The sequence below is a fragment of the Bradyrhizobium sp. GCM10028915 genome (genome assembly GCF_042666195.1).
Lineage (GTDB): Bacteria > Pseudomonadota > Alphaproteobacteria > Rhizobiales > Xanthobacteraceae > Bradyrhizobium > Bradyrhizobium canariense_D.
Genome location: NZ_JBHTFN010000065.1, coordinates 136,187 through 157,981, shown reverse-complemented (window position 1 = coordinate 157,981; position 21,795 = coordinate 136,187). Strand labels below are relative to the sequence as shown.

14 protein-coding genes, 4 pseudogenes and 1 riboswitch are annotated in these 21,795 nt (G+C 59.7%); of the genes and pseudogenes, 11 read left to right on the top strand and 7 right to left on the bottom strand.

Annotation, left to right across the window (positions count from 1 at the left end):
- Positions 1-27: 27 nt before the first annotated feature.
- From ACFQX9_RS30540 to ACFQX9_RS30530, 3 genes and pseudogenes are all read right to left on the bottom strand, one after another.
- On the bottom strand, positions 28-1,233 hold the full coding sequence (locus tag ACFQX9_RS30540; RefSeq protein WP_007599985.1) for an MFS transporter: 1,206 nt from the start codon (positions 1,231-1,233) through the stop codon (positions 28-30).
- Positions 1,234-2,109: 876 nt separating this feature from the next.
- Positions 2,110-2,404, bottom strand: a pseudogene (locus ACFQX9_RS30535) (transposase); the annotation flags it as partial.
- 1,221 nt (positions 2,405-3,625) lie between these two features.
- A pseudogene (locus ACFQX9_RS30530) lies at positions 3,626-3,754 on the bottom strand (cold-shock protein); the annotation flags it as partial.
- A 434-nt stretch (positions 3,755-4,188) separates the two neighbouring features.
- On the opposite strand from ACFQX9_RS30530, the gene ACFQX9_RS30525 reads away from it, so the two are divergent.
- Positions 4,189-4,488, top strand: coding sequence for a hypothetical protein (locus ACFQX9_RS30525; protein ID WP_377791408.1), 300 nt, complete (start codon positions 4,189-4,191; stop codon positions 4,486-4,488).
- 621 nt (positions 4,489-5,109) lie between these two features.
- Here ACFQX9_RS30525 and ACFQX9_RS30520 read toward each other — a convergent pair.
- The 3 genes and pseudogenes from ACFQX9_RS30520 to ACFQX9_RS30510 all read right to left on the bottom strand — a co-directional run bounded on the left by ACFQX9_RS30520 (position 5,110) and on the right by ACFQX9_RS30510 (position 8,329).
- A pseudogene (locus ACFQX9_RS30520) lies at positions 5,110-6,290 on the bottom strand (IS91 family transposase).
- 56 nt (positions 6,291-6,346) lie between these two features.
- Positions 6,347-7,211, bottom strand: a pseudogene (locus ACFQX9_RS30515) (tyrosine-type recombinase/integrase).
- A 428-nt stretch (positions 7,212-7,639) separates the two neighbouring features.
- The gene (locus ACFQX9_RS30510) at positions 7,640-8,329 is read right to left on the bottom strand and encodes an IclR family transcriptional regulator (RefSeq protein WP_377791407.1); all 690 of its coding nucleotides are present in this window, start codon (positions 8,327-8,329) and stop codon (positions 7,640-7,642) included.
- 170 nt (positions 8,330-8,499) lie between these two features.
- Between ACFQX9_RS30510 and ACFQX9_RS30505 the strand changes: the two genes are divergently transcribed.
- The 7 genes from ACFQX9_RS30505 to ACFQX9_RS30475 all read left to right on the top strand — a co-directional run bounded on the left by ACFQX9_RS30505 (position 8,500) and on the right by ACFQX9_RS30475 (position 14,018).
- Positions 8,500-9,291 (top strand): ABC transporter ATP-binding protein, encoded by a 792-nt coding sequence (locus ACFQX9_RS30505; protein WP_007599991.1) that lies wholly within the window; start codon positions 8,500-8,502, stop codon positions 9,289-9,291.
- The gene (locus ACFQX9_RS30500; RefSeq protein WP_368508771.1) at positions 9,275-10,048 is read left to right on the top strand and encodes an ABC transporter permease; all 774 of its coding nucleotides are present in this window, start codon (positions 9,275-9,277) and stop codon (positions 10,046-10,048) included. The genes ACFQX9_RS30505 and ACFQX9_RS30500 overlap by 17 nt, the downstream gene beginning before the upstream one ends.
- A gap of 33 nt (positions 10,049-10,081) precedes the next feature.
- Positions 10,082-11,104: an ABC transporter substrate-binding protein gene (locus tag ACFQX9_RS30495; protein WP_007599995.1), complete on the top strand. Its 1,023-nt coding sequence runs from the start codon at positions 10,082-10,084 to the stop codon at positions 11,102-11,104.
- Between the two features lie 50 nt (positions 11,105-11,154).
- Positions 11,155-12,420: a CaiB/BaiF CoA transferase family protein gene (locus ACFQX9_RS30490; protein WP_368508769.1), complete on the top strand. Its 1,266-nt coding sequence runs from the start codon at positions 11,155-11,157 to the stop codon at positions 12,418-12,420.
- A 55-nt stretch (positions 12,421-12,475) separates the two neighbouring features.
- Positions 12,476-13,303 (top strand): citryl-CoA lyase, encoded by an 828-nt coding sequence (locus tag ACFQX9_RS30485; protein ID WP_368508768.1) that lies wholly within the window; start codon positions 12,476-12,478, stop codon positions 13,301-13,303.
- A 167-nt stretch (positions 13,304-13,470) separates the two neighbouring features.
- Positions 13,471-13,809: an SMP-30/gluconolactonase/LRE family protein gene (locus ACFQX9_RS30480; RefSeq protein ID WP_377791406.1), complete on the top strand. Its 339-nt coding sequence runs from the start codon at positions 13,471-13,473 to the stop codon at positions 13,807-13,809.
- A 65-nt stretch (positions 13,810-13,874) separates the two neighbouring features.
- Positions 13,875-14,018 carry a hypothetical protein gene (locus ACFQX9_RS30475; protein ID WP_377791599.1) on the top strand — a complete coding sequence of 48 codons (144 nt, stop codon included), beginning with the start codon at positions 13,875-13,877 and terminating at the stop codon, positions 14,016-14,018.
- A gap of 714 nt (positions 14,019-14,732) precedes the next feature.
- On the opposite strand, the gene ACFQX9_RS30470 is transcribed toward ACFQX9_RS30475, so the two are convergent.
- Positions 14,733-15,269, bottom strand: coding sequence for a GNAT family N-acetyltransferase (locus ACFQX9_RS30470; protein ID WP_377791405.1), 537 nt, complete (start codon positions 15,267-15,269; stop codon positions 14,733-14,735).
- Positions 15,270-15,816: 547 nt separating this feature from the next.
- On the opposite strand from ACFQX9_RS30470, the gene ACFQX9_RS30465 reads away from it, so the two are divergent.
- From ACFQX9_RS30465 to metE, 3 genes are all read left to right on the top strand, one after another.
- Positions 15,817-17,028 carry an EAL domain-containing protein gene (locus tag ACFQX9_RS30465; protein WP_377791403.1) on the top strand — a complete coding sequence of 404 codons (1,212 nt, stop codon included), beginning with the start codon at positions 15,817-15,819 and terminating at the stop codon, positions 17,026-17,028.
- Positions 17,029-17,598: 570 nt separating this feature from the next.
- Positions 17,599-17,802, top strand: coding sequence for a 4Fe-4S binding protein (locus ACFQX9_RS30460; RefSeq protein WP_007600001.1), 204 nt, complete (start codon positions 17,599-17,601; stop codon positions 17,800-17,802).
- 787 nt (positions 17,803-18,589) lie between these two features.
- Positions 18,590-18,790, top strand: a riboswitch (cobalamin riboswitch).
- 98 nt (positions 18,791-18,888) lie between these two features.
- Positions 18,889-21,204, top strand: a complete 2,316-nt coding sequence (gene metE / locus ACFQX9_RS30455) for a 5-methyltetrahydropteroyltriglutamate--homocysteine S-methyltransferase (RefSeq protein WP_377791402.1) — start codon at positions 18,889-18,891, stop codon at positions 21,202-21,204.
- Positions 21,205-21,795 lie beyond the last annotated feature (591 nt).

Below are 21,795 nucleotides of genomic sequence, written 5' to 3'. Positions count from 1 at the left end.
ATCCGCGCCGTGCGCACGGCTGCGGCGTTATCCATCAAGCAACGCCCCCTTTTTTAGATCACCCTCTGGGGCCGCTTGCGGGAGAACTATCAGCAGAGGGATGATGACGACCATACCAGCTGCCAGCATCACTCCTGATGGGCCGGCTACAGTCAACACCTGGGCGCCAAGGACGGCTCCGAAGCCGATGGCCGAATTGATGACCGCCGAGTGCATCGCGGCAGCAGTCATCACTGTCGACCCGGCGGCGCGTAGGATCCAGGTCTGGAGTCCCGCGAACAGCGCCGCGACGGCCGCGCCCCAGATGACCAGCAAGACAAGGACCCGGCCTGTCCCCAACTGGGGACCAAACCATCCAAGGCCAACGAGCGCCAGACACAGAGCAAGCAGCCCCGCAGTGATGATGGGCTTCATGAAGCGGTCGATGAGGACGCCCGCCAGGATGTTCCCCAGGAATCCTGCTCCGCCAAAGCCGAACAACAGCGCGCCAATCATGACTTGGGCAACGTTTGGAATCTCGTTGAGGAATGGTTCTATAAATGTGTACGCCCCGAAATGCGCCGCCGCCATGAATGTCGTTACGGCATAGATCCCCAACAGGTCATGCCTGCGGCAGACTGATCCAAGCTCTCTCCATCCCGCTGGCGTCCCGGCCTGCATTTTCGGAAGAACTGCCACCATCAGGGCTGAGGTGATCAGTCCGATGGCGCCAATTAATCTGAACGCTGCACGCCATCCGCTCACCTGACCGACGAAGTTCGCGAGCGGCACGCCAACAACGGTCGCCATCGAGATCCCGCCGAATACGATTGCCGTCGCAACACCCATACTGCGGGACGGCGCAATCTTAGACGCAACCACAGCCGCCATGGCCCAATAGAAACCGTGAACGACAGCGCCCACCGTGCGTGCCAGCAACAACCCTTCGAAAGTGTGAGACATCGTCGCCGCAAACGTTGTTGCGGAAAGGATAATAGTTAAGGCGATGACTAGCGGCTTGCGAGGAAACTTCTGAAGCAGAACGGGCGACAACAGAGCGCTGGCAGCACCGATCCAGGCATAGAGGGCCACCGTGAGCCCGACCGCTGCCTGATCTCGTCCGAGGTCGCGAGCAATCTGAGACAACAGCCCGATAGGTGCTATCTCTGCCAAGACGATGTGAAACGAGGCGATGCCTAGCACGATGACGGCGAGCCAGATGCGGAGCGAAGATTCTGTGCCGTCACTCGTCATTATTAAACATCACTGTACGAAGGATCCGCCCGTTTCATTTGTCGATGATCAGCCGCTGCTTGTACGCATTTTTCAACCATGGGCGTGGCGCCGCATGGCATGGGCGTCTCTCCGGATGTTGATCGACCTGCATCGGTGGTATCCGATCGTTACGGTCGCATGGGTCGTTCTCTCCATCAACTGCGAGAGTTGATAGTTGACACACGACAAACGGCACTCGGTGTCCTCCGACTGGCGTCCTGAGTGGGACTGTCGTTCCGGCTGGCATCGTGAAAGAGGGCCTGACCTTACTCGAAGAGCTGCGTCGCCCGCCACCAGGCGCTGCGCTTCGCCCCCCAAACGGACGGTGCAATAGCATCGTGATGCCTTTCGTGCGCTCGGACGGCCTGCAGATTGCCGAGCTGCCAACACCGAAGAGGAGGTCTCACTCACAATGTCCCGGCACTGCTTCGGCAGCTTTAGCAGGGCGCTCGGGGATCATGATCTCCGGGGAGCCGCCATTGCCTCGCCTGCGTACGCGCGCGCTGGGTGTCAATCGGCCCTTTAATTGCGGTTTGTTGTCAAACTTACATTTCTGAACTCGCCCACGGCACGGTGGTAGTGCTCGCGCCGTCGGAGCTGGTCCGGATTGCGGAGACGGCGCGGGCCGGCTGATACGTGCATTGGATCGCCGGGGCTGGTTAAGGTCTTCGCTGGGATCATGGTCCTTTCCGAGGTCGCGCAGCGCCTTATGATGATGTCGGGGTCGGGCGCCTCAACGTTTGCAGCGGAGTGCGGACGAGCCGCCACCACCTGATTGACCGAGGTCGCCACAACACGGTCCCAGCGGGACATCGCCAGTCCGGCAGACCGGACCAGGAACTCTACAAGATCGGATCAGGCTTCCTTCCCCTGGCCCCAGTCGAACGATGTGCCGTAGACCCAGATACAGTGAGGAGGGATGGCGAGTTTGCGCGCGATGGCGACCTTTGCCTTTCGCATGCCAATCCGCTTAGCGAGCTTCATGCCCCAAGCCTTAAGAGAGGACCATTTCTTCGTTCGATGAAGCAGGACGATCGCCGCCTCGTACAGGTAGGTTGGGAGAAGACGGTCGCCCCATCGTGATACCTTGCCCAGTTTCGCCAGAGTGGTTGCGTCGAGGCGTAAGACCCAGATAGGCGCCGACGCTTGATGCCGATCGCAAGCGCGATGTTTCAAGGTGCCGTCGCATGCGCTGGCTGAATTAGGAGGACGGATCGAGCTTTAGCATTGATGCTAGCAGCCGCTCCGGCTTTGAATCCCCAAGTAGGCTTCAACGCGCGATGCCAACGGGCCGTATGTTGGTCCGTGCGAAGCCCTAATGATGGACGAAACGTTCCGCGGTTACATAAATTAGACTACGAGGGGCACGGATCGGTGGTGGACGCCTGAAATGTCCCGGCTCAGCAAAATCCCCTTGGAATTCCGATAGGTGAGTTCGGCATTGCCTTCGTGCATCTCAAAATTCGATTTTCAGTTCTAGCCGGTTCGCTGCGCCAAGAGGATTGCCAACCTCCAGGACGAGAGGCTCTAGGGCGGAGAGCGATCCCATAATGGCGTGGCGACCGGACGAGCACTCAACCAAAGATGGCCCCGCCCAATTAAGGTAAATTCAATCCAGCCCTGCCCCGACAATTATTGATGTGAAGGTAAACGATCATCGCCGCTGCGTGACGAGCTATCATTACTCGGCGAGGATCATCCAGCACTTGAAGGGCGACTACGCGATTGCAGCTTCAGCGTACGCGCCAGGCGTGTGGCTGAGCAAAGAGCGCGGCGAGCGCATGCACAAACGCGGCCGCAGGTGCGGCGTCGTGCTCCCCGAGATCCCCGAAGGCTCCTGATGGAGTGGGTTGACGAGTCTGCCCAGAATCTACGAATTGCCTGGTTGTGAGCCCTCGAGGCTGGGGACCTTGACCGGATCCAACGTCCGGCGAAGGGAGCTCGCGCAGCAATAGCCTGATATCGTAGCCCTCTCGACTCGAGAGTCCTTGCTTAGCTTTCCCATCCCTTCGTTGGTCCACACTGTTGAACTCGCGCCGCAGCACGGTATCGGGTTTGATCAGCGCCGGCGCCACCACCTCCAGTCCAGGATGATCGGCGAGGATAACCTTCCGACCAATAAGCCGCTCGCGAGCGCCTTCAAATCGCGCTATGACGAGCGGGCGGACTGACTGTTACCCGTCTACCAAACGGGACAAAGAGGCGATGCGCTAGCGAGCATCGCTAGCTACGTTCTCTTGTATTCGGACCCGCGAAACGTCGAAAATTGGCGAGAAATGAAACGACCCCAGTGCTTAAAGCGGCTGGGGTCGTTCCGAGGTAAGCGCCAGACTTGGGCGGGGGGCTGAGGCCAGACGCCTACGACATGAAATCAGACACGCAGATTTTCCGCACTGCTTTTACCACGCCTCGGGTCGACTGTAAGCTCGTAAGAGACTGCCTGCCCTTCCCGCAGCCGCTCCCATCCGGCTGAATGAAAGCCGAAACCCTTCGTCGCATTTCACAACACCGCTCGCCACTCCCGTCTCCCATTTGAGCAATACTGTAGAGTAGTTCTGGTCGGACCATTCGGGCGGCAACGATTCGCGCACTGACGCACAATCTCCGCTGCTTCGGCGTCAGCGTAGTTCGCTTGAGGAGTTCGAGTATGGCGAGCCTGGGCGATCATGCTTTCATGCCAGAGACCAGGCATAGCCGACGGGTTTGACCCAGGTCGCATCGTTCTGATCTTCCATCCTGTTGCGTCACTTGGGTGACGAAGGTCACGTGGGTGGGTTCTCCTAGCAGGGAAGCCGCGAATTTCATCGGCCCAAATGACTCATCGGCCACTATTTTGCGGACAAGCCGCGGCCTCGCAACTACCAAAAGGGGTAGCTGGACGAGCGTACCGCACCAAATTAGCATGCTCCCATGACTGTTCGGAGAACATGGAAGATGAACTGGAAGAAGGAACTGGAGGCGCTGGTTCAACAATCCGCGGCACTCGTGGAACGCGCACGGAGCGTAGCGCCTATTCCAAAGCTGATAGCACCCATCGCGCCAATCGCAAAAGCTTCCCCACCCGATTCTCCCCCGCGGTTGAGCTGGGACACCTCCGAGCGAGAGCACATCAGCAAACGAGTCGCGAATTTCAGAGCGCATCAAGAGCGCGTGCGCCGCGAGCGCGACGAATATTTTTCCCGCACGATGCAACGGACACGGGATCTCGCGAGAGGCCACGGCTCCGACGAATAGATGTAGGCGGTCGGACAGTCGCACAACTTTGCTAACAATCCGCCAAATCGCGCCAGAAGAGTCGACTGCGGCCGACCACCGGCTGGGAACGGCGAGTAGCCGTGAGAGTCGTACGAGTCTCCAAGAGACGCCCGTCACAGCCCATCTGAGGATTGCCGCGCGCTGAGGATTGCCGCGTGGTGTCCTCACGCCATAGGTTGCCCTCGTACTGGATGCGCTGGGGCGCAACTACGCGATCGTTGTAGTGGCGCCGCCGACGCCCACACGAATCTGGTGCATGGATTTTGCACCGCCGAGGAAGGCGTGGGTGGTTGACCCTGCCCCTCGGGCTTAATCCAGTTTGAAGTTCGTTCTGGCCGAAGACGAGGACCAGAGCATGCAGCACGTTCGAGATCGGAAGGCCCGATCTGCTGGCTCGGCGCGTGAGGCAGAGACACGAGATGTGCGCATCGGGGAAGACTTGAGATCAGACGCGCTTCACTGGAGATCGCGATAGGCATTTTGCTGCATCGGACCGTTGTTGTCGCGGAGTGTGAAAGCACGGAGTCGACATCGTCCGCGATGATCGAGACGCTGGAGCGAAATGACGAATGATGATCGTCGTGCACGGCATGACTTGGCTCACGATGTGTCGCATCGGAACGGTGATGTTCGAGGGCTGGAGCGTCTGAAGCTGTGTCGAAAGCGCTCAATGATGCGCATGACGCCACCACAATCGGGAGAGGCAGGAACTTCGGCCCAGGTTTGAGCTTCCAAATCCACAGGCGGCGGCTGGCTGTCGTTTGGGGCTGTCTCATGATCGAGAAGTTCGCGGCAAAGGCCGAGCTTGGCAGCGATTGGTTGGCCATGAAGCCGAAGTGGCGGATGCGATGGAAACCGTCGGGCAGCGTATGAAGCAGGAAGCGGCGAATGAACTCGTCGGGCTTGAGCTTCATGATCTTTGTCGCGCCGTCCTGGCGGTAATCCTTCCATGTGAAGGCAACATGATCGTTGTCGGGTGCGACGAGCCGGCTGTTGGCGATCGCGACGCGATGGGTATATCGGCCGAGATAGGCCAGCACCTGTGCGGGTCCGCCGAAGGGCCGCTTGGCGTAAGCAACCCAGTTGACGCGCTGCATGGCTTTGATGCGACCAGCGAAAGTGTCGAGTTCGGCAAGAGAAGATCGCCGAAGAAGCGCAAGGCGCCGGCGTTGAAGGCCCCGATCAGGCGTTTGAGAAAAAGCCAGCGAAAGAGCCGGGACCGCGGTTTGACGGCCAGGAAGAAGTTCGGTCGGCTGGCGATCCAGCGTGTTCCATCAGGTGACGGGCCGCCGCCCGGCACGACACAGTGAATGTGGGGATGATGCGTTAGCGCTTGTCCCCAGGTGTGCAGGACCGCGACGCCGCCGATCTCCGCGCCGAGCCGGCGCGGATTGGCAGCAAGCGTCGGTCATCGCCTCGGCGGCGGCCTTAAACAGGATGGCATAGACGACCGCCTTGTTTTGGAAAGCAATCGCGGCGATCGGTGCAGGAAGCGTAAAGACGACGTGGAAGTAGGGAACCGGCAGCAGGTCGGCTTCTCGCGCGGCAAGGCACGCGGCTCTGGCTGGCCCCTGACACTTCGGACAATGCCGGTTCCGGCAGGAATTATAGGCGATCCGCGTCATGCCGCAGTCATTGCGGGCCTCGACGTGGCCGCCGAGCGCCTCGGTTCGGCACCCAACAATGGCGCTCATCACCCGCCGCTCGACGCGACCGTGATGACCGGCATGGTCACGACGATAGGCGTCGCCATGCCGGCGCAAGATATCGGCAATGTCAATGGCGGGTCGGTGCGGACGGACGTCGGGGGGTCATAAGCCGGATCCCGGAGCCGTTGTCATGCCGGTGGCGTCACCTCCAGCGACAGGCGGTCGAGCGGGCTCTGGGTCGCCCGGATCGTATGGTTGGCGACCTGCGTGTAGCGCGCCGTCGACGACGGATTATTGTGCCCGAGCAAGACCTGGATGATCCGAATGTCGGTTCCGTTCTCGAGAAGATGCGTCGCGAAGCTGTGGCGCAGCGTGTGCAGCGTGACGCGCTTGGTCAGGCCCGCGGCCTTCACCGCCGAGCGGCAGGCGGCGTGCAACACGGTCGGATCAATCGGATGATCTTCGTCATGACCCAGGGAACAGATAAAGCCGCGGCCGGGCGAGCCGCCAGTAGGTGCGCAGGATGCCGAGCAGTTGGGACGACAGCATCACGTTGCGATCCTTCGCGCCTTTGCCGTGGCGCACCTGGATGACACCGCGGGTGCTGTCGATGTCTTCGATCCGCTGTCCCGCGACCTCGGAGGCCCTGAGTCCGGCCGCATAGGCCGTGGTGAGCGCGGCGCGGCTCTTCAGGCTCGACACCGCCTCGAGGAACTGCACCACTTCGTCGGCGCTGAGAACGACCGGCAGCTTGCGGGGCTCTCGCGCATAGGGAATGCGCTCCGGGATGAGCGCCTCGCCGAGCGTGACGCCGTAGAAAAACCGTAGCGCACAGACGATGATCTGGTTCAGCGCGGGCCATGAGATGTCGGTCGAGACCAGATGCACCTGGAAGGCCCGGACGTCTTCCAGCTCCAACCGCTCAGGCGATCGGCCGAGATAGCGGCTGAACTTCGAAACCGCGCTGATGTAGGATCGCTGCGTCGCCGGCGACAGATTGCGGACTGTCATGTCCTCGATCATGCGGCGGCGAAGAGGGCTCAAATCGGCCATCTCAATACCCTGTCTGAGGGGGGCTCCAACACCCACATCCTCTCAGCCAGGAGGCGATCTACGCCACCTCGCCACGCACGCCGCGACAGCGGCTTCGTTCAATCCCAAATCGATTCGGTCTAACCCCATCCGGCTTTAGGCCGCACAATCCGCGAACCGTCCTAACCGCGCTTGCATCGATGTCGGCGCGCCGCAGCTTGGCCGTCAGGCCATGACGGCTCCAGAACACGCGCACCAGCACACATCACACGAGCAGCGTAATAGCCTTGAAGAAGCCTCCCTCCTGATGTCCGTGTAGGGATGGGTGGCGTCGAGATCGAGGATGATCTGCAGGCCGCAACAATGCGAGAAATGCGCGCTACGCTCAGGAGAGGCCATTGCGGCACCCGCTGAGCTGTGCGTTATAAACAGAACGCTGCCATTGTAGCTCAGCGCTCAGTTGCAGGCAGCAAACCAATCAGCGCTTTAGCCTCGGACTTCAGCACTTCAACGGCAGATTTCCGAGCATCTGCATCAAAGCGAGTGCGAATGGCGGAGACTGAGAGCGCGCCCCGCAATTTGCCATAGACATCGATTACGGGCACCGCTGCGGCCGCAACCTCAGGATCACGCTCGCCGATCGAGATGTAGAAGCCACGATCTCTGATCTTCTTTCCATCAGCTAATGCAAAATCGCGGTAAGCGGTAAGAACGCGGCCCGCAGCGCCGCGATCAATCGGCAATCGTTGTCCTTCTTCGAGGTGATGCCGGACGGAACGCGGAGAATTAACGCGATAAAGGCAAATGCGCTCATCGCCCTCCGCGATGTAGAAGGATGCGGTCTCTCCGGTTGCTTCGACCAGACGATGGAGCGAGGGTCTGATCAGGTCACCGAGGTCCAGCCCACGCTGATAGAGCGCCCCAAGGCGCCATAGCTCCGGTCCGGGTCGAAATAGCCGGTCGGTCCCCCGCACCAGGAATCCGTCCGCTTCCAGGGATGCGGCAAGGCGAAAGACCGTGCTCTTGTAGAAGTCGGTCGCCTCGGCAATCTCGGTCAGCGTCATGGCTGCGCGCTCAGCGCCGAAGGCCTTGAGGATCGCCAGGGCGCGCCCGACCGCATCAACCCCTGTCTTTGCCATTGATACAGTCCTCGTCATCGTGTTCTGTCGTGCAGAACAGATATCCAGAATGGATAGAAAGTCCAGTATTCAATGCCCATCTGGGTTCTATGTTGCAGAATGCAATTGACTCCGGATGTAGCGCCAGTTACCTGTTTTGACGTTTAGAACAGGTTCTGCGGAGCGAAACAATGGAAGGGCAGCCGGCACTTGCCGTCGACCTGCGCGACGTGATGATTCGCTTCGGCGACTTCACCGCCGTGAAAAGCATGAACCTCCAGGTCGGCGAAACCGAATTCGTTGCAGTAGTCGGGCCGACCGGCTGCGGAAAATCGACTATTCTCAACACTGTCACCGGACTGCTGAAGCCGGCCGCCGGCGAGGTTCGCATTTTCGGCAAATCGCTTAGGGGCCTGAACGGTCAGTCCGGCTACATGCTGCAACAGGAAGGGCTGCTGCCCTGGAAAACAGCCCAGGACAATGTCGGCCTCGGGCTGGTGTTTCAGGGCAGCTCGATCGCGAAAGCGCGCGAGCAGGCGCGGCCCTGGCTCGCCAAGGTTGGCTTGAAAGGGTTCGAGGAGCGCTATCCGCACCAATTGTCCGGCGGCCAGCGCAAGCGGGTCGCCATGACGCAGACCCTGATCATGCAGCCGAAGATCGTCCTGATGGATGAGCCTTTCTCAGCGCTGGACGTTCACACCCGTCGCCTCATGCACCGTATCCTGCTCGACCTCTGGCAGGCGGACCGGCGCTCACTGGTTTTCATCACCCATGACCTCGATGAGGCGATCACGCTGGCGGACCGCGTCGTTGTGATGTCTGCCGGTCCCGCGAGCCGCATGGTTGGCGATGTCAGGATCACGCTGCCTCGTCCCCGCGACCTCTCCGCGCTACAGACCACCGACGAGTTCGTCGCGCTTTACCGTGAAATCTGGTCGCTGCTCGGCGCCGAAGTGGAGAAAAGCTATGCCACGCAGGGGTAAAGTCGCTCTCACGCAGTTCGCCATCGTGCTTGGGCTGATCCTGATCTGGGAATTGGGCGTGCGGGCCGGGTTGATCGACCCGTTCTTCTTTCCGGCCCCGTCGACACTCATCGCAAGGATCGGAGAGTGGACGTCAACGGCCGACTTCTGGACCGATGTCAGCATAACACTGCTGGAGACGGTCCTGTCTTTCCTGGCTGGTATCGGGATCGGCATGGCGCTTGGTATCTGGTTGGGCTTAAGCCCGTTTGCGGCCGAGGTCCTTCAGCCCTTCATCAAGGTGTTCAATGCGATCCCGCGCATCTTGCTGGGGCCCATTTTTGTCATCTGGTTCGGATTGGGCCTCACCTCCAAGGTCGCGCTGGGCGTGACGCTGGTTCTCTTCGTCGCTTTTTTCAACACCTTTCAGGGCGTTCGCGAGGTCAATCCGGTCGTGCTCGCGAATGCGCGCCTGCTACGTGCATCGAAGTCCTCCCTGCTGCGCCATGTCTACCTACCGTCCGCCACCACGTGGATCCTGTCGAGCCTGCGGGTGTCGGTCGGCATGGCTGTGATGGGAGCAGTGGTCGCCGAATATCTCGGTTCGTCCGCGGGATTGGGGCACCTGATTGCGCAGGCCGAGGGCGTCCTCGACGCGACCGGAGTGTTCGCAGGAATCATCGTCCTCTCCGCCTTCGTCGTTGCTCTCGATGCCATTGTCGACCGCGCGGAAAAACGGCTCCTGGTCTGGCGGCCCGCACCTGCCCACGAAGCCTGATCGTACCGCTCTCCCATTCTCATGGAGTTTCCCATGCACGCTTTTCCACGACTGATGCTGGTCATCGCGATAGCCGCATTCCCGGTCATCTCGACTTATGCCGCCGAGCCCGAGAAGACAAAATTGAAGATCGCAGTGGGGTCACAGATCCTCAACTATATGCCTCTCGAACTTGGCGTGAAGCTGGGCGCCTTCAAGGAAGAAGGGGTTGACGTGACCGTCGAGAACTTCCAGGCCGGTGGCTCGAAGGCTTTGCAGGCGTTGATCGGCGGCTCGGTGGACGGGACCGTCGGCTTTTATGATCACACCATTCAGATGCAGGCCCAAGGCAAGCAAATTTCCTGCGTGTTCCTGCTCAATGACATTCCCGGCGTGTTGCTCGGTGTCCGCGGCGACCTCGCTGACAAGGTCAAGACGGGTGCCGGTCTGAAGGGCCTGAAGCTCGGGATCACGGCGCCGGGGTCCTCGACCGATACCATGGCGCGCTACTACATCAAGAAATCGGGATTGGGCTCGCGCGATGTAAGCATCATCGCGGTTGGCAGTGGTGCACCCGGCATGGTGGCGCTCGAGGCCAAGAATATCGACGCGCTCGTCTATTTCGATCCGATTGCGACCCTTCTCGCGCGCAAGAAGAGTGCGACACCGCTGTTCGACGCGCGCACGGTCGAAGGCTCAAGGCAGGCCTTTGGCGGAATCTATCCGACCGCGTGCCTTTACCTTCAGCAGTCCTTCATCGACAAAAATCCGGAAACGGTCCAGCGCCTCGTCAACGCCTTGTTCAAAACTCATCGCTGGATCAACACGGTTACGGCGGAGCAGCTCGTCGACGCGATGCCTCCTGCATACAAGACCGACAATCGCGAGGTGAACATCGAGATCATCAACGCGTCGAAAGCGCTGTTCTCGCCAACCGGTCAGATGGACATCGACGCGGCCAAGATCCCGCTGGCTGTCCTAGGCGACTTTGATCCGAAGATCGCAGCCGCAAAGATCGACCTGATCAAGACCTTCACGAATCGATTCGCGGAACGTGCTGCGCAGCAACTGAAATAAGTTGCGTACTAAGCGCTCGCTATTGGATCACCTACAAGAAGGCTCTTCAGATGTCTCTGCCGCTAGCCGGTATCCGCGTTCTCGACCTGTCAAACGTGTTGGCGGGTCCGTTCTGCGGTTACCATCTTGCGCGCCTTGGCGCGGAGGTCATTAAGGTGGAAAATCCGAACGGCGGCGACCTGGCGCGGCGCCTCGGCGCGGATCCGCAAAGAGCGGAGCGCCTGCAGGGACTCTCGTTTGTTGCTGTGAACGCCGGCAAGCAATCGATTGCACTGGACCTGAAATCGGAAGCGGGCCGCGAGGTGTTCTTGCGACTGGTCAAGGAAGCCGACGTGGTGCTCGAAAACTTCCGGCCGAAGGTGATGGAACGCCTTGGCCTCGGCTTTGATGTGCTTGTCAGGCTGAACCCGCGTCTGGTCTACTGCGCGATCTCCGGCTTTGGGCAGAGCGGACCGTGGTCCGCCCGTCCGGCCTATGACCAGATCGTCCAGGGTCTCTCCGGAGCCATGAGCGTCACCGGCGATATAGCCTCGGCTCCCCTGCGCACGGGCTTTCCGATCTCGGACACGATTGCGGGACTGACTGCTGCGTTTGCTATCGCCGCGGCTCTGGTCGACCAGCGGCATAGGCAACGGGGTCGGTTCATCGACGTGTCCCTGCTCGAGGCCACCATTGCGGCGATGGGATGGGTCGTCTCCAACCACCTGAACGCCGGGATCGAGCCGCAGCCCATCGGCAACGAGAACTTTACCGCGGCTCCCTCCGGCACGTTCCGCACCGCAACGGGCCCGCTGAACATTTCCGCCAACGAGCAGAAGCAGTACCAAGCCCTATGCGACCTGATCGACCGACCGGACCTGAAGACGGATCCACGCTTTGCTGGACGCGAGATGCGCAAGGTGAACCGCGCTGCGCTGAGCGCGGAGTTGAACAAGGCATTGAGTTGCAAGCCCGCTGAGGAATGGGAGGCCCAAATGAACCTGGCTGGTGTCCCTGCCGGCCGTGTGCTGACGGTCTCGCAAGTGTTGCAGCAGCCACAGGTCGTTGAGCGCGGATTCGTCGAGACTTTGGCGCCAGAACAAGACGATGCGCAGCCGTTACGAATCACGCGGCCGGGGTTCCGGCTGGATGAGGAGTTTTCGGTGCCTTCACCACCTGCGACGCTCGGAGCAGACACTGAGCGATGGCTGCAGCGGCTCGGCTATTCGTATGCGGAGGTTGAGCAACTGGTCTCAAGCCGAGCCGTCGGGACGCCAAAGCAAGGAGAGGCTGATTTCCTGCCCGTCCGCGCAGCCACGGACGGACCGATATCATGACATCCGACGGCTTGCGTCGGTTGGCAATCGGCAGGTTGAAAGGACGGAACCGGAAATGAGCGAAGAAGAACTGAGATACCAAGCGGCCAGTTGGTGGCGAACCTCCATTTGCGATATCGCGCCAGGTCGCATCGCCTATCGGGGTTATCCAATTGAAGATTTGATAGGCCGCGTTTCTTTTCCCGCCATGATTTGGCTGATGTTACGTGGCAATCTGCCGACGCCAGCACAGGAGCAGCTGCTGCAAGCTGCGCTGGTTGGATCCGTTGACCACGGTCCGCACGCGCCCTCCATTGCAATTGCCCAAATGGCGGTGAGCTGCGGCCTGCCCCTGAATGGCGCAATGGCCTCGGCAATCAACACGCTCGATGACGTGCATGGCGGAGCAGGGGAGCAGGCTATCGAACTCTACGAGGATGTGCTGCGACGGCGCCAAGGGCGAGAGATCGAGCAGGCCGCTGGCGCTGCAATCGACCATTTCACCGCAACCCGCAGCAAATATCTGCCGGGCTTCGGCCACCGGTTTCATCCAGTCGACCCGCGCGCGGCCCCGCTATTGGCGCTAGTGGATGCCGCAGCTGACGAGGGCAGTGTCGGCGGCGATTATGCCAAGGCCGCTCGCGCGATCGAGCGGGTGATGCAACAGCGCAAGAGCAAGCTCATTCCGATGAACATCGATGGCGCGACCGCGGTCATTTACGGCGAACTGGGCTTCGCCTCTCCGCTCGCGCGGGGGGTCTTCTGCTTGTCGCGCGCGGTCGGAATCCTGGCTCACGCCTGGGAGCAAACTGGGCGCAACGATCGCAACAAGGGCCCAATGCCCAAGCAGTTCGGCTACAAATACGAGGGCCAGCCGCGTCGCAGGCTCGAAGGCGCATCATGAGCATCTCGAAATCCCGCCCAAGCTGATGGAGGCCAGCGTGTTCTCGTCGATGCCGGCGGAGTTTCGTCGCCCGGCTGTTTCTTCGGAATGGGCAGACGCGAACCGCGGGGCATATCCAGTAGATTGTTTCATCGAGGGACCGTCGTTCGACCAGTCCGGGAATCTCTATGTCGTCGACATCCCCTTCGGCCGCATTTCCGGATTTCACCGGAGGGCGTCTGGTCTTTGATCATCGAATACGACGGCTGGCCGAACATCTGAAGGTTGCTCCGGACGGCCGGGTGCTCGTGTCCGACTATATCAACGGTCTCCTGGAGCTCGATCCACAGAGAGGGACCATCCGACCGTTGCTGGGCCACCGCAATTCCGAGTCCTTCAGAGGCTGCAACGACCTGCATATCGCGACCAAAGGCGACATCTATTTCACCGATCAGGGCCAGACTGGATTGCACGATCGGACCGGCCGGGCATTTCGACTGTGCCCTGACGGCCGGATCATTGCTTGATTTCTAATGGCCCGGGCCCGAATGGCCTGGTGCTCAGTCCGGACGAGACCGTATTGTTCGTTGCAATGACGCGCGACAATAGCATCTGGCGCGTACCGCTGATGCGTGATGGCGTGGGGAAAGTCGGACGATTCAGCTGGTTCTTCGCGACGAGCGGTCCTGACGGACTGACGGTCGATCAAAAAAGGGTGGCTCTTTGTCGCGCATGATTCCCTCGGCCACGTTTTCGTATTGGCGCCAAACGGCGAAGCGGTCCGCTTGCATCCAGTCCTGCGCAGGGGGGGAGCTGCACGAATGTCATATTGGACGCGGCACTCGGCACATTGCTCATTACGGAATCCTCTACCGGATCAGTGTTGATGGCTGATCTCGCGCACCTTCATCGAAATTCGCCAGCAGGAGTGGCAAGGTGGTGCGGAATCCTTTCACGCGCCGGTCCGCCGCACCAAGATGCAGGAATGAGTCTGGTAGACAACTGGCTAGCCAGTTGCCGAGAGAATGTAATTGGTGACGAATGGATGGCGTTTGTGTGCGGTGATCTCAAACCAGAGCCAGTAAATCGCACTGCATGGAAGCGCAAAAGAAGGATTCGTAAGGCTGGGTCGGGCTCCGCCAGGAACGGGCCGCCGCCGACCTGCCGCTATTGGTCGGGCGGGTCGCGGTATCGCTTCCCACAAATGCAGAATGATTGATCGCTGATATTTTCGAACGCTCTCGCCAAGAAGGCCGAAGAGGTAACCGCTCGCGGCGGGAGTCAGCATCGCATCAGCGTCAAGGGTTCTCGATCATGCTCGGCCGCGACGCACGCGTGAAGCGTTCGTTTTGAGAAGCAACAAGCCCAGGATTTACTGCTTGAAGGACTTTACCGATAGCACGCTAGCCCAGGAGCGCTTTAAGTGTGTGGCGCAGAGGTCGTACTACTGTCAGAGCCTCTTGCGCGCGCGCAATCCTCCAACCCGATATCCCCTCTCCTCGTAGAAGTGGCGTACCCGTTCTAGGGCCGGATAGCCATTCGGAGGCAACGCAACCTCAATCATCTGCCAGCCGCGTCGCTTCGCCTCCGAATCTACCGCCTCGAGCAGATGCCGACCGCAGTCAGAGCTCCGGAAGTCACGAGAAATCCATAGCTCCTGAAGCACGCCGTACGCTCCGGCTGCTCTCACGGCCTGTACGGCCGAGATGCTAGCTATCCCTGCAATCTGCCCGGTGCCTTGTTCCTCGACGACAAAAATGAAGCCCTGTTCGGGATCCTGAATCAGGTGCAACGCCGCCCGCTTCGCGCCTTGAAGGCTGAACTCCGGTCCGGGGCCACCTAACTCGGAAAGTAGCTCTTCGACCGCTTTTGCGACCGCGTTCTCATCTCCTGGCACGCTCTTGCGCAAAGCCGTGCCCGCGCTGGACAGGCCTTGCCCTTCAGCGCCAACACGAACACCCGACCTAGCCCTCTGGAGGAAATTCATGCTCAGGAGAATACAGAAAACGCAATTGAGAGCAACTATCAGGCTCGGTAGGAAGCAGCACGTCCACACTCGCTATAGGCAACAGAGTTGAGGTAATTGCAAGCCATTGCCGTTCTCAGAATCGACTGCGGCTTGAGCGGCTGCGAACTCATGATGGGTTGCCTTCGATTGGAAAATATTCACCAAACGGCACACGCCGGTCATGCCGATCAAACGTTCGTAAGAGTGATTGCCGATCGTCGCTCACGAACTACTCGATTCAATAAATCGTGCGCCTCGATGATCGCAGCGCCATAGAGCGTCAGCTCGGTGCGTGCGAAGGAGAGGTTCCCACCTCGCGTGCGTCACTCGCACAAAGTTGCGCGAAGCGCGACAGGTATCATACGCGTGCGCCCGATAAAATCGTCTGAGCAAGATCGCGAAAGATTTTGCACACCAATGCACTATCTTAAGCTTATCTCGAACAATCGAAAGATATCGGGAAGCACAGCTTGTTTGGACCTTCGCTCCTCGTTTAAGGCACCCTCACGGAACGGGAGTGGTTGCGATGGAACATGGGCAGGCCGGACTGGTCGGAGGGAAACCTGTAATCTTCGGGCAACGTAAGGTGCGGCCGCGGGCGTGCCTGGTCGGCAAGCGGCATCTGCGCGCCTTTCTACGGGATGTGCTGGAGGATATGGGATTTGTTATCAGCGAATGCAGGACTGCTGACGAGCTGCCGCACGTACTCCGCACGGAGTTCCCTGATCTGATCCTGCTCGGCATTGGCTCGGACCGCATCGAGCCTGGACGATTGCTCGAGATGCTGGTACGCGAAGAATTTGCAGGCCGAGTGCTGGCGTTCGGAGCCCGCGAGTCGATCATCATGGCGGCAGTGCAGCAGGTCGGTAGTGAATATGGACTTGCTATGCTGCCGCCGCTCAAGGCGCCGTTTGCAGCCGAGACGTTGCGCGATCGGATCGCCATGCTCTTGCCAAGAGAGCCGGCGCCCCGTCCCGCGGTCCATGTCGGAGAAGCCTTACACGCTGGCTGGCTTGAGCTCTGGTATGAGCCGAAGTTTGACGCGTGTACCCTTAGCCGCCGCGGCGCCGAGGCGCATGTGCGAATGCGGCACCCGACCTGGGGCGTCGTTCCACCAGCCTATTTCATCCCGGAACCTCACGATCCGCATTTTAGGGGGTTGTCGCAGTTCGTGATCGACCGCGCGATCAAGGATTGGCAGTATCTTCTGGAGCAGCAAACTTCGATTGATCTCTCCATCAATCTCCCGGCAGCATTCCTGATTGACCCGCAGGCGGTACGCGATCTCTGTCGGCGCATGCCGTCGCACCCTGCTTTCGGCGGTTTGACGATTGAAATCGAGAGCGTGGAAGCTATCCAGAGCCTAGATCTCCTGGTCGAGGTTGCGCGTGAGGTTCGCTTTCACAACATTGGCCTTGCAATCGACAATGTCGGTGCCAATTGGCCGCAGCTGATGGGGGTGACAAAATTCCCGTTCATGAAATTGAAAGTGGATCGTCAGTTCGTCGGCGGCTGCGCGAATGGGCCCCTCAAGCGAACGGTGTGCCGCCATATCGTCGATATAGCCAAAGAGTATAATGTGCGCACCGTCGCCGAAGGTGTGGAGAGCCAGGCCGACCTAATCGCTGTGGCCGAACTCGGCTTCGACCTTGCGCAGGGCCATTTGTTCGGAAAAGCCATGCCACTGAAGCAATTTGCACAGTCATCTTTCAACCCTGCTCCAGCTCGTCCAAAATAGTTGCGAGTGGCTGAGTGCGGCCAAGCGACGATCACGAGCACCGCCATGCCTACTCGCACCAGGCATGAGGCTGAGTGCAATTCAATCGGTCTGCAAAGCCAGTGTTGCGCGTCCCGCCGCCACTTCATTTCCCTCCGAAGCTTGTTATACAACAAGCCCGTTTTGGCAAGCCTCCAGCGAGTCCTCCGCAGCTAGCGTTGCAGCCATGAGCGGGGCTTGCACAAACCTCCAGTCGGGGTGATGTGACCGGAGGTTTGCCGAGATCCGACCTAGACCTGCGCCGTTCGCGGCTTTTTGTCGCCGCCGGTTGAGGAAGCGTCAGCCTCGCTTGCTCCCGCGCTGACGTGCCAAACAGACGCTTCCAGAGTCAAGTCGCGACTGACTCTCGCAAGAGGGCCCGAGGGCTCGTAGCCTGAAATTGAAGCGACCTGTTGCTGTCGCAGATGCAACATGGTCTCAGACCCGGGACAGCCGAATTGGGAAAATTGCCCAACATTGAGCGCGTCTGCGTTTGGCACGGCATTTGAAAGGGATCGCCCATGGCATCGCTCGCCTAAGGAGTCGGAAGGCATGGCTTACAAGATCGTCGCTTCGCAATGCACCGTTTGTGGCGCATGTGAGTTCGAGTGTCCCAACGCGGCGATCAGTCTGAAGCGCGACATTTACGTTATCGATGCCAAAAAATGTACGGAGTGCGAGGGCCATTGCGACACGCCGCAATGCGCGGTGGTCTGTCCGGTCCCTGACACCTGTGTCCCGTCCAAGACAGGATAGGCAGCCCGCGACCAAAAGGCCTCATCGCCCGATTTCGCGAACGAAGTTGTAGATGTGGGACCTTGAGGAGACCACGACCGCATGGGGCGCATCGAGGTCGATTAACATCGTTATGAGCTTAAGGCGCTGAGCGACTCCGAGGAACCCCTCAAAGGGCTCTGTCGGAGGACACCGTCGAATTTGTCACGAACAAGGACAAGGCCCTCGATGCTCAGTGGCCGCGTTAAGGCCTATCGTCGCTGGCCGCGAGTCGAGGCGAGGCAGACCGGCGTCGAGCGGCCACCGACGCATCGAAGCCGACGCAAAAGTCGCTCAGCACGTGAACACCTAGTGCACCGAGAAGATCATCTTGGCCAACCTCACGGAGCGGTCGACCTCGTGCCTGGTCGCGGGCCCGCCGAACACCAAGGAGCCGACCTGATCATCCGTGCGGTCCTGGAGCAATCCGGCTTTCGAAATTTTTAGGGAGCCTCGTGGGCTGTGACCAAACGGATGCCGGCCGAGGATGATCGCACCTTCCTGACGCGCAGGTTCGAAAAGCTGCTGACGGAAAAGGTCGCCTCCTCGCGATCACACAGATACCGAAAGCGGCCCGGGTTCGTTCCGGTGGTGGAGCTCAACCGTTACGCGAGCAGGGAGCGAATGCATTTCACAAGCGGAGCCTCCACGGATCAGGGCGTGTTCACCAGGCCGCGAGCAAGACCGTCGTACCCGCCTAGTGCGCTCGTAATCGCTTGGGCAATGTCGCAGCGAGAATCGGTAGGTTGACGCATCGATCCTCGTGCGCATAATTTCAAGCCGTCGCGGTCTCCGGATTTCGTTTGATCTGGAGCTAAGAGGGAAGCCGGTGCAATGCCGGCGCTGCCCCCGCAACTGTAAGCGGCGAGCCGCTGTCCAACGAAGTCACTGAAGCCATGCGGCTTCGGGAAGGCCGGACAGCAGCGACGACCCGTGAGCCAGGAGACCTGCCTCGACAAGATATCGTCCACGGGCGGGGCGTCCCGGTGTGCGCCAAGCAGTTGTCGCTCACGCGATGTTCGCTGTCTGCGTCCGCCATGGCCTTTGCCCCAACATGGGGTCTAAGCTATGTCAATCCTTTCGCTTCCCGTTGCCACACTGGGGACGTCACGCATCGGCCCACGACGCGAACTCAAATTCGCACTCGAGAGCTACTGGGCGGGAAAATCCAGCGAAGCCGAGCTCCTCGAGGCGGGGAGTGGACTTCGTGCCGCTAATTGGGCACGGCAGAAATCCCGCGGTGCGACCGTCATTCCTTCGAATGACTTCTCGCTCTACGACCATGTGCTCGATACCAGCCTAATGGTCGGCGCCATTCCCGACGTTTACGGCTGGAACGAAGGTCCTGTGTCGCTTAAAACCTACTTCACCATGGCGCGTGGCGCTCAAGACGGTGGTCACGCTCAGCATGGGCCCGGCGTAGCCGCACAGGAGATGACGAAGTGGTTCGATACGAACTACCACTACATGGTGCCGGAATTTCACCAGGATCAGATCTTTAAGTATGCCTCTCGGAAGCCGATCGAGGAATATGAGGAGGCAAGAAGCCTCGGTTATCAGACGCGGCCCGTCCTAGTGGGCCCAGTCACTTTCCTGAAGCTCGGCAAAAGCGTAAATCCCGCATTCAATCCGCTGTCGCTGCTTGATCGACTCCTCCCCGTCTATGTCGATGTTCTCCGCGAACTAGCCTCGCGCGGCGCTGAATGGGTTCAGCTCGACGAGCCATGCCTAGTGATGGACATCGACGAAGCATCTCGGGCCGCTGTCCGCCGGGCCTATGCTCATTTCGCTAAGGCCGTGCCGGCCCTTAAAATCATGCTGGCCACATACTTCGGGGGTGTCGGCGACAATCTTGAAACAGTCTTGGCCTTGCCCGTTGCCGGGGTTCATGTCGACCTGGTTCGTGCACCTGACCAGTTGGACGCGATTGTCGCCAGAGCAGGTAGAGATCTCGTGGTCTCGCTCGGTGTCGTTGATGGTCGCAACGTGTGGCGCTCTAATCTGCCGGCGCTACTCAACCAACTTGCTCCTATGGTCAAAAAACTGGGCAGGGACCGTGTTCAGATTGCCCCCTCCTGCTCGCTGCTTCATGTTCCGGCCGACATTGAACTAGAGATCGATCTCGATCCCAATCTGAAGACGTGGTTGGCGTTCTCAGTGCAGAAGATCAAGGAACTTTCGATATTGGGCAAAGCGCTGGCTGGCCATGCTGCCGACGTGGCCGATGAACTCACGCTCTCAGAGGATGCATCCGTCACCCGCGAAACATCGCCGAAGATCCACAGTGCGAACGTCGCCGGACGAATGGCCGCGATCGACGATAGCATGCGTCGCCGTCGCAGTGCGTTCACCCAGCGCGCCGACGTCCAGCGCGTCGCCTTCGCATTGCCGATGTTTCCAACCACAACCATCGGATCCTTTCCGCAAACGGCGGACGTCCGCAATGCGCGTGCAGCTCATGCGCGGGGAGCGCTGAATGACACGCAGTACGAGCAGCTTCTGAAAGCGGAGACAGCCCATACCGTGCATTGGCAGGAAAATATCGGCCTGGACGTGCTCGTACACGGTGAGTTCGAGCGCAATGACATGGTTCAATACTTTGGCGAGCAGCTGTTGGGTTTCGCATTCACCAAGCACGGCTGGGTTCAGTCTTATGGCTCGCGGTGCGTTCGTCCTCCTATCCTGTTTGGAGATGTCTCCCGCCCGAAGCCCATGACCGTTAAATGGTGGCGACATGCGCAGTCTCTGACCAAAAAACCCGTCAAGGCTATGCTGACCGGACCGGTGACGATCCTGAACTGGTCGTTTGTCCGTGACGACATCCCGCGGAGCGAGACATGCCGACAGATCGCTCTCGCGATCCGAGACGAGGTCATCGACCTTGAGGCGGCTGGAGCGACCATGATCCAGATCGACGAGGCTGCGTTGCGGGAGGGATTGCCACTGCGCAAATCGCAGTGGAAGGACTATCTAGATTGGGCAGTGGACAGTTTCCGTGTTTGCTCCTCCGCTGTCGCTGACGGAACTCAGATCCATACGCACATGTGCTATTCCGAGTTCAACGAAATCATCGATGCGATCGCAGCAATGGATGCCGACGTCATTTCAATCGAGGCGTCGCGCTCCAAAATGGAATTGCTCGACGCTTTCAAGAGCTACAAATATCCTAATGAAATCGGGCCGGGCGTCTATGACATTCATTCACCGCGCATTCCCGCAGCAGCCGAGATCAAGCAGCTGATTGTGTTGGCGCGGCAGCGGGTTTCCGATCGGCAGCTCTGGATCAATCCCGACTGCGGACTGAAAACTCGAAGATGGGAGGAGGTGCGTCCCGCGCTCGTCAATATGGTGGCCGCCGCACGCGAGTTGCGGGCCGAGGCATGATCGTACGGAGCGTGTCGCCAACCTATCTGTGAATAAGATGAACGCGCTTTGGGAGCTCGCGATAACCTTGCGAGCTTTCAAAGTTTCCAGCGCCAACGAATGCCGGTTTGCCCCGGCGGAGGCGATCGCATACAGCGGCGACAAGCTCGAATCCGGCGGACGACCGCATGCCGGCCATACCGATTAGGTGACATATTCCAAGTCACTTACGCTCGACGCGAACCACATCCTATCGCTTCATTTATCCATCGCGTGGATGCGTCCCATCACAACAATCTATTTTACCGCCCTTGCGGAATTTCATACCTAATTTGCGCCTTCGCGCGGTCTTCGGGAAGATTTGCTGGTATTCGGCGGTGCCAAAATACTGGCGCGTGACGGCAAACTGACGGTTGAGTTTCAGGGCTCGGCAGTCAAACCGCCTGCGCGATGGATCCCAGCTCCATCAAGGCGCTGCCCGTGCCAACCGGACAGCTGGCAAGTGGTGAGCAAGTCCTGAAGTTTACGACAGGAGCGGAAGGCAAGCGGCTCGCTAAGTTGTGCAGAGCGATATCCGCTTCTTGTTGTTTGACGGCGAGTGCCCTCGTCGTA